The organism is Sodalis sp. (in: enterobacteria), from assembly GCF_051710625.1.
In the GTDB taxonomy this organism is placed as follows: domain Bacteria; phylum Pseudomonadota; class Gammaproteobacteria; order Enterobacterales; family Enterobacteriaceae; genus JBPESN01.
In genome coordinates this window covers 1-7,705 of record NZ_JBPESN010000090.1, presented here as the reverse complement: position 1 = coordinate 7,705, position 7,705 = coordinate 1, and the positions used below count along the sequence as shown (strand labels likewise).

Below are 7,705 nucleotides of genomic sequence, written 5' to 3'. Positions count from 1 at the left end.
CTTCTTCAGAAGTCTGAAAAACGAGTGGATACCGGTAACGGGCTACATAAGCTTCAGCGAAGCAGCTCATGAAATTACCGACTATATCGTGGGATATTACAGCGCACTCAGGCCGCATGAATATAACAGTGGGGTGCCACCAAACGAATCAGAAAATAGATACTGGAAAAACGCTAACGCGGTGGCCAGTTTTAGTTGGCCACTACAGACCATTGCTGTCGCTGACGAAAGTCGAAGCGACCTTATTTACCGTCGAGCGCTGAGTCAATCATCCTGCTTCGGTTGTTTTTGTCACGCAAGGGAAATCATTATGGCGAACGATCCCCATTATCAGATTCTGTTGGACCGTATTGAAGCGCTTGAGGCGCGGGAGCGTCAACTAACGGTGACGTCTCATGCCTATCAGGTCGTGTTAAGCACTATCCTGGGTAATCTTGATGTCCAAACCCGCGACAGGATCATTACCATGGTGGATGAAGTGCATGAAATTGCCTATTCCCAAGCGGTAAATCGCAGCGACTGACATCTGTCCGAAGTCATCAAAGGCGCGGATGAGGTGTTGCAACGAATGTTTAATTACGCCCAGGGTAATCCACATTCAGGGCTATGAGGGTAATAAACGGTTTGTGACGTTGGCGCTATTCGCCGGCGCTGACGGCTGAAGTTCGCTTGCCTTGTCACCACCGCTTTTAGGCCTTGCCATGACGGCTCATGGTCTGCCTGAATACCATTTAAAAAAGCGGGTGTCTTTTGGGCTGCCTACACCCCACCTGTATCAATTATTCCTTTCTTATTCGGCGCGGGCATGGATTTTGCGCGTTGACTCAGGCAGCATATTGACCGTTTTCTGCCGCCGGGAGAAGGCGCTATTTTTGGGGCTTTGGGCGGCGATATTGGCTGTTTAAGGATATGCTATGACCAGATTGACGGGGGTAATAATGGCAACACTGATGTTGCTTGGCGGATGCGACGGCGCCACGCCGCCGGAACAGGCGCAGTCCTGGCGTGCCGAAGGGAAAACCATGGGGACCTATTATCGCGTGCTGGTGGCAAACCCGCCTGCGGCCGCTCTGACGGGACTCAATCAAGCAATAGCGCAACGATTGGCCGAGGATAATTACCAGATTTCCACCTGGCAAGACGATACGATTTTATCACGATTTAACCGTTATCGCGGCACCGAGCCGCAGCCGATTACCCCAGGCATGGCGGATATTATTTCTACCGCGTTGCGTATTGGCGCGAAAATCGGCGGTGCGATGGATATTACCATTGGCCCGCTGGTGAACCTGTGGGGATTCGGCCCGGAAAAACAACCGACAAAGACGCCGGATGCTCAGCAAATCGAAAGCGCCCGCGCCCGCGTTGGGCTGGCGCATCTGCGGCTTATTGAAACCAGCAAGGGGCAGTGGCTGCAAAAATCGGTGCCCAACATGTATGTTGATCTTTCCACCGTCGGCGAGGGGTATGCCACCGACCACCTGGCTGCTCTACTGGAGCAGCGGGGCATTACCCGCTATCTGGTGTCGGTAGGCGGCGCGGTGTTAACCCGTGGTTTGTCTTCCAGCCAGCAGCCCTGGCGAGTGGCTATCCAGCACCCGACGGATGAATCCGTGGCGGCGGAGGTTGTCGTGGATTTACAGGGACACGGTATCAGCACCTCCGGCAGCTATCGGAACTACTATGAGCTTGAGGGTAAGCGCGTAAGCCATGTCATTGATCCTGTCACCGGTAGACCGATAGATCACAAACTGGTTTCGGCAACGGTTATTGCCACAACGGCGCTGGAAGCGGACGGTTGGGATACCGGTTTAATGGTGCTCGGCACGGAAAAGGCCAAGCAACTGGCGCTGCAAGAAGGCTTGCCGGTATTCTTGATTACCAAAACTGATCACGGGTTTACCACCTGGATGTCGCCGCAGTTTTCCTCCTTTATCATTTCGCATAGCGATAAGGACGCCTAACGTCGCAGTGCTTAGGGCAAAACCTTGCCTTGACAATAGCCCTGCACTCGGTAAGCCTTAAAAGGCTTGACCGTTAGGAGACAAAACTTAAGGAGAAAACGATGCGTAAATACCCTTTCTTTTCGCTATTACTGTTGATCGCGCCATTAGTGGCCGGTGCTGCTGACGCGCACCATGAGACGGGCGGCATGAGTGGGTCAAAGGACCAGGGAACGCTTTCCGTTGCCAGTAAAGCATATCTCGATTCGATGGAAGATATGCACAACGATATGAGTGCCGGCGTGAAAGCCGCCGATCCGGACGTCGCCTTTGCGCAAGGGATGATTCCCCATCATCAAGGCGCGATCAATATGGCGGAAGTGGAACTTAAGTACGGTAAAGATCCGGCCATGCGCAAGATGGCGGAAAATGTCATCAGCGCGCAAAAAGCTGAAATCGCAACGATGCAGCAGTGGCTGGCGGAGCACGGCCAGAAAAAACAGTCCTTGACGGACGCAAGTTAACGAACTTGTCTATGAGATGAGGCTGAGGCTAGCACCTCGGCTTGCCGCCGAGGCGGGCAGAGTCCGGCTTGCAATCCCGGCCCAGGTTTGGTAAGTCTAACTATGCCCGTGTATGATCGGAAATCTTTTGGTAACCCATCTTCAACCCACAAGTAAAGGAGGCGTTTATAAGCAGAGGTAAAAATAAAGCGGCCAAGAAAAAACCAGAGAAGACACTGAAGGAAAAACGTGCAGACAAAAAGAGCAAAAATGACCTCGATATCTGAGCGGTTTGTTCACTGCAGTCAACCCGGCGAGAAGCCGGGTTTTTTGTCAGCGGAGCCGCAGGCGGGCACGCTATTTATCGGCGCCAAAAAGCCCCGGGGGATAAAAATCAGGCTGGAAAACCGGTATACTACCTCCAGGACTTCCAGGAGATCGCGCGATGAATGACGATATTTTTGGATTTGATATTGATGCCGAACTGGCGAAGGCAGAAAAAAACGCCAATGAAGAAAGCTGACGAGGTGCCTGAGCCACTGTCGGCGGAAGTCGATTGCGAAGGCTGTAAAATCTGGCGGCAAAGGCGGCTGACGGAGCCACAGTAGCGTTTGCTGATTAGCCAAAAGGCGGATAAACTGGCTTACAGGCGCGTTGTTACGCTCATAGTAGCTTTTGATCATGGGCGAGCAGGGCAATGTCGGGATTTCAGAGCCCAAGTTTGCCCCGGCTGGCAGGGCTTTCAGCTTGCCAGCGCCATCTCCACAAAATCTCTTATCTCCTTCGCTCCATCATCCGCTAGCAGCTGACGCAGATGTTATCACCCGCTGTTCCAGAGAGCCTGGCGCGCTAAATCCTTTTTACTTAGACACGGCTGCCATCGCATCAGGTAAGCCTTAGCTTGCTTATCTCACCGGCTTGCCTGTCCGGGCTTAACTCAGTGGCACTGAGTGGACGCCATACCCGCCCATGACCACTACACACATGGCGGGATTAGCGCGAAAAAATGGACCCTTGAGCTTCGGCACCCGCCAGCGCCCCAGTTTGCTGGTCTTTCATCCTCGGTGCAGGCTTCGCTATGTTTATTTTTATTAAACTTTTGCTTCATTTTTTGCCTTGCATTTTACTTTCCTGCTGAGTGTCCCAATCCTGCGTGGCAAGTGTGTCGTACCACTGATAGACCCTTAAGGCAGTAAAATAGGGGGAGGGCGTGTGGGGGCAGCTGATGTGATTATTCATCGAGAGGTACATTAACTCTATGATAAACAGTTAATATTTAAGAGGCGCGTTATATAATATACACGTAAAAAAAGCCCGCCTTAAGCGGGCCAAATGATTTCAAATTACACCAGGGAAATTTTCTACTACTGGATTATAGTACGTTAATCGCCATCAAATGCTATTCATAAAAGTTTTTTATTTAATTATATCAATTTGTTTTATTTATTCAGCGGACACCGTTATCAGCGACAGCGGTGCTGCCGATGCTGCTGCAGGTAAGTACAGGTTAACGGATGATGCCGCTGTAACCGGCAAGGAGAGGCCAAAATATGAGGCCGCGGCCGCCGGTAACGGGCGGTTGATGGCGAAACCGCGGTAGAGCAAATAGCGGCAACCGATGGCGAAAATGGGTGGCTAAAGCCGGGGTGAGCTAGTGCGCGCTCCCGGTGAGCGGTGAACGACGGCAAAAGGGAGAGGCACGCCCACAACGACGTTGTCCTAACGAGGAGGCTCGGCGGCAAACCGATTACGCAGTGGTGGCGTCAGACGCAGAGACAGGTAGGGATCGTTGCGGCATGCCTGCGGCGTGACACCAAAATATTTTTTAAACAGTGTGGTGAACTGGGATTGGGAATTGAAGCCATACGACACCGCGATATCCAAAATGCGCTCGTCAGAGCATCGCAGGCGATGGACGGCTTCGGTCAGTTTTCGTTCGTGGATATAGTGGCCGATAGCCATGCCGGTAGTGGCCCGAAAAATCCCTTGCATATGCCAGACGGAATAGGCTGAGCGAGCGGCAATTTCCCGCAAAGCGATATCGTGGTCCAAATGATCCTCAATCCAGTCGGCAAGGGGGGCCACCAGCGGTTCATTAGGTTTTAATTCGCGCATAACGGGTCTAATCCGATGTACGGCTGATACGCCGTGAAAAAGAACGACGCGGCGTATCCCGGCCGCAACACACCCCGCCGCGGCGGGGTGTACAGAATTAACAACTACGGGCGGTATGCCGGCCGATATCACGGCGGGGAGCGTCAAACATTCCCTTTATTGTCTTCTTCGACAACATCATAGATACGCTGCATGATATTCGGAAAGGCGGACTGCACGCGGCTCCAGCTCGGGATGAATGGCTTATCGTTCGGCCGTTCGATAAACGCCTGCCCGGCGTCGAGAATACACTGCATAAATAATTCCACCGCCGCTTCTTCACTGTGCTGGTCGAAACTCAACCCGTTCATGATAGCATCATGATGGTAAAATTCCAAGATATCCAATGCGTTACGATAGTATGTCGCTTTCAGAACCCGGAAAGAGTCTCTGGTCAGACTGACCCCCATGGTCGCCAGTTTACGATAAAGGGATTGGATAATATCGTTACTCATCCGTTTCAGCCCGCCAGAGCCATCTTCTTCCGCCAGCGGCTGATGTTTGTGATCATAATTATCGGCGATTTCCACCTGACAAATGTGATTGGGCGAGTAATTGCGGTAGATTTCCGACAGCAGGCCGATCTCAAGCCCCCAATCACTGGAGATTTTCATATCGTGCATTACCCGGGTGCGCATCGCGAATTCGCCGGACAGTGGGTAACGGAAACTGTTGAGGTAATCCAGATATTCAGATTGACCATACACATTTTCCAGCGAGCGTAACAGCGGCCCAACTAGCAGGCGCACCACGCGGCCGTTCATCTTGCCGTTGGCGACCCGGGCGTAAAACCCTTTACAAAATTCGTAGCTGAAGCGGGGGTGCACTACCGGGTAGAGTAAGCGCGCCAGCATACCGCGCTCATAGGTGACGATATCGCAGTCATGGAGAGCGACCGCCATCGCGCGGTCCGAAGCCAGTGTGTAACCCGTACAAAACCAGACATTACGGCCTTTGCCCGGCTCGGTAGGCGAGAGCCCTTCTTTTCCCAATTCCGCATCAATCGCTTTCAGCCGTGGTCCATCGTTCCACAAAATACGATGGTGTTGGGGCAGGCGGGAAAAAAACTCGCGGGCGTGGAGGAACTGATCGCGATCGGCGCGATCCAGACCAATCACTATCTCTTCTAAATAGGGCACACGTGCCAATTCATCGATGATATGGGTCAGCGCCGGGCCTTCAAGCTCGGAGAAGAGTGAAGGCAGTATCAGTCCCATTTTTCGCTTGCGGGAAAAGCCGACGAGTTCGGCCTCCAATTCTTCCACTTTTCTATCGGCGAGATTATGGAAATTAACAATAATTCCGTTTTGGTGAAAATCGCTCATAATTAACCCCCAATGGCTGTCATTTTTATTAAATTGTTGCGGGTACGACGTTAATCAGGCTTCGATAATGAAATGGTCCAGGCCTTCCCTCCAGCCCTCCGGTCCATAGGCGTGGGTGCGATAAACCGACGGGTGCGTTGAGGTCAACGTAACCGGTGTTTTGCTGTAACCACGGATGATTACGGCATAATCCACCACATCAAGCATGGAAATGTCATTAGGGCCATCCCCCAATCCCACGGTATGCCATTCCCTGCTGTCGTGCTGGCGATACTGATCGAGAAGCCAGCGAACTGCCGCGCCTTTACCGCTACTGCGGGACATAACGTGGTAAAATCTGCCGCCCTCGGTGATGGCCAGATCCTCCGCCGCCAGGTCGGCGGCGAAAGCGGCGAGTTTGTCATCGGTATCGCGCCAGATAAACGCTTCCGAGGCTTCACGGGTTTTGGCCAACTGCGCCTCTTTCACGCTAAGGCCGGTCCATTCTGCAACTTCGTTAGCGGTCACATCGCCAAAGCCAAAGAATTTATAGCCCCGGGCTTCACGCAGGCGTGTCATCACCGCACGCAGGGTAGTGTAACCCTTACCGGCGAAGCCGCCGGCCGATGGCTGTGCGTTTGGCCAATGCGCGTCAAGCTGTACGGCCGCGCCATTTTCAGCGATGAACGGCGATCCTACCAGTCCCATTTGCGCCTGTAGCATGACAATTTCAGCCGTCGTTTTGCTCGAACAAATGACAATCGGTATGCCGTTGGCTTTCAGTTTCGCCAGCCAGGGCGCGGAGGGTTGCCAGCTATAGGTATGGTGATCCAGTAAAGAACCGTCTAAATCGGTAATCACCAATAAGGGCTCAGTCAAGCTCGGCATGCTGTTCTCCGCCTGTTTCAGATACTGGCGTCCACGAGGCCGCCTCTTCAGCCAATCAGTATATACGATAGCTTATTGATCTATAGGAATAAATGGTCGTTTGAACAGTTGCTAGGCAGATAAATGTTAACCGGAAACTAAACCCCTGTTTATGGTTTATCGGAATGCTTTTAATTAGAAAGCGCGAGGATACATCGTCACCTGGGGTGGAAGCTACACGGATTTTGTGTAAAATTATAATAAACTTGGTAAGTTAAACTATTATTATGGCCGCGCTGCGTCCCGCAATGGCGCCGGGTTTACCACCAGTAAATCGGACGGAAATAAAAACAAACGTAACGTGACTTGCCAATTATTAGAAGCTGTATAATATAAGAAAGGTAATCTGATTTTCTAGTGTAACGAACTTTGAAATTTATCCCGCCATGGCGGAATTTATGCTTCCCCGGTTTGTGCGACCGGGGATTTTTTTGTACTGTAGTGGCACACTAAATTTGGCCACCTGAACAGAGGTGATATGCTTACCTCAGAACAACACGGGTGCACCAATGAAAAGAAGAAATTTTAGTCCTGAATTCAAACGCGAATCCGTTTAACTAATTGTCGACCAAAATTACACCGCCGCGCCAGCAGCAAAAGCCATGGACGTCGGTTTTTCTACGATGACGAAATGGGTAAAACAACTGCGTGATGAGCGACAGGGGAAAACGCTAAAAGCCTCTCCCATAACCCCGGAACAAATCGAAATACGTGAGCTCAAGAAGAAGGTACAACGCATTGAAATGTAAAACGAAATATTAAAAAAGGCTACAGCGCTCTTGATGTCAGACTCCCTGAACAGTTCTCGTTAATCGGGAAACTCAGAGCGCATTATCCTGTGGCCACACTCTGCCACGTGTTCAGGGTTCATCGC

Annotated in this window: 5 protein-coding genes and 2 pseudogenes; 4 read left to right on the top strand and 3 right to left on the bottom strand. The window is 51.7% G+C overall.

The genetic code is table 11. The features are described 5' to 3' along the window. The 3 genes and pseudogenes from ACTBDU_RS15145 to copM form a co-directional block, all read left to right on the top strand. Nucleotides 1–193, top strand: a pseudogene (locus ACTBDU_RS15145) (IS3 family transposase); the annotation flags it as partial. Between the two features lie 721 nt (nucleotides 194–914). Then, entirely contained in the window at nucleotides 915–1,964 is a 1,050-nt protein-coding gene (apbE, locus tag ACTBDU_RS15140) for an FAD:protein FMN transferase ApbE (protein ID WP_438807050.1), read from the top strand. Nucleotides 1,965–2,065: 101 nt separating this feature from the next. Then, the gene (gene copM / locus ACTBDU_RS15135; protein ID WP_438807049.1) at nucleotides 2,066–2,467 is read left to right on the top strand and encodes a CopM family metallochaperone; all 402 of its coding nucleotides are present in this window, start codon (nucleotides 2,066–2,068) and stop codon (nucleotides 2,465–2,467) included. Between the two features lie 1,698 nt (nucleotides 2,468–4,165). On the opposite strand, the gene ACTBDU_RS15130 is transcribed toward copM, so the two are convergent. From ACTBDU_RS15130 to ACTBDU_RS15120, 3 genes are all read right to left on the bottom strand, one after another. Beyond that, nucleotides 4,166–4,561, bottom strand: coding sequence for a helix-turn-helix domain-containing protein (locus tag ACTBDU_RS15130; protein ID WP_438807048.1), 396 nt, complete (start codon nucleotides 4,559–4,561; stop codon nucleotides 4,166–4,168). Nucleotides 4,562–4,704: 143 nt separating this feature from the next. Then, complete coding sequence (locus tag ACTBDU_RS15125; protein ID WP_438807047.1) at nucleotides 4,705–5,925, bottom strand: glycosyl transferase; 1,221 nt, start codon at nucleotides 5,923–5,925, stop codon at nucleotides 4,705–4,707. A gap of 54 nt (nucleotides 5,926–5,979) precedes the next feature. After that, the gene (locus ACTBDU_RS15120) at nucleotides 5,980–6,792 is read right to left on the bottom strand and encodes a mannosyl-3-phosphoglycerate phosphatase-related protein (RefSeq protein ID WP_438807046.1); all 813 of its coding nucleotides are present in this window, start codon (nucleotides 6,790–6,792) and stop codon (nucleotides 5,980–5,982) included. A 599-nt stretch (nucleotides 6,793–7,391) separates the two neighbouring features. Here ACTBDU_RS15120 and ACTBDU_RS15115 point away from each other — a divergent pair. Next, nucleotides 7,392–7,705, top strand: a pseudogene (locus ACTBDU_RS15115) (IS3 family transposase); the annotation flags it as partial.

Excerpts from the sequence above, each read along its gene's own strand:
- copM (WP_438807049.1), top strand. The coding sequence starts at position 2,066 with ATGCGTAAATACCCTTTCTTTTCGCTATTACTGTTGATCGCGCCATTA.
- ACTBDU_RS15130 (WP_438807048.1), bottom strand. The coding sequence starts at position 4,561 with ATGCGCGAATTAAAACCTAATGAACCGCTGGTGGCCCCCCTTGCCGAC.
- ACTBDU_RS15125 (WP_438807047.1), bottom strand. The coding sequence starts at position 5,925 with ATGAGCGATTTTCACCAAAACGGAATTATTGTTAATTTCCATAATCTC.
- apbE (WP_438807050.1), top strand. The coding sequence starts at position 915 with ATGACCAGATTGACGGGGGTAATAATGGCAACACTGATGTTGCTTGGC.
- ACTBDU_RS15120 (WP_438807046.1), bottom strand. The coding sequence starts at position 6,792 with ATGCCGAGCTTGACTGAGCCCTTATTGGTGATTACCGATTTAGACGGT.